Below are 618 nucleotides of genomic sequence, written 5' to 3' on the forward strand. Positions count from 1 at the left end.
GGGCCGTCAGATCGAACTGAACGTCCGTCATCTCGAAGAGCTCGGAGAGGTAGCCGTCGTTGGGGTAGTCCGGGTAGTCAGCGATGTACAGCGTCGTCGTCCACTGCTCGCCGACCCGTGCCGCGCGCGTCTCCCACTCGATCGCCGCCGGCGCCGTCACCGTCTTGTGTGACTCAGCGATGTCGTCGAGGAGTTGGCGTTCGGCCGCGCCCTGTTCGATGGTCTCCTCGTCGAGCAGATCCGAGAACTCGACCTCTTCCTCGTCGTCTTCGGTGTACCAGTCCCAGAGGAGTTTCCCGCCGATACCGACCAGTACCGCGAGCAGGATGTAGAGGGCCGCCCCTTCAGCTAAGGTCGGATTCGTGAGCCACTCCGTGAGCTGGCTGACGGCTCCGCTGCCCGTCTGGAGGACGAGGTTACGCATCGTGGGCATCCTCCCGGCGCGAGTGGCCGATGATGGGTTGTTCGCGAACGACGCTCTCTGCGTCGTCGTAGTCGTGTTCGCGGCCGTTCCAGAAGTCCATATTCAACACGAAGAGTTCGACCGTGCTGAGCCGCCGTGCGGACCACCCTGAGGCCTGCTGGATGAACTCCGACCGCACGTCGTTGACTCGGCTG

At 63.8% G+C, this 618-nt stretch carries 2 pseudogenes; both read right to left on the reverse strand.

The features are described 5' to 3' along the window. Window positions 1–433, reverse strand: a pseudogene (locus tag D3D02_RS18435) (transferase); the annotation flags it as partial. Continuing rightward, window positions 417–618: pseudogene (locus D3D02_RS18440) on the reverse strand (hypothetical protein); the annotation flags it as partial. The pseudogenes D3D02_RS18435 and D3D02_RS18440, both read right to left, overlap by 17 nt.

The sequence above is a fragment of the Halobellus sp. Atlit-38R genome (assembly GCF_003665925.1).
Lineage (GTDB): Archaea > Halobacteriota > Halobacteria > Halobacteriales > Haloferacaceae > Haloquadratum > Haloquadratum inordinatus.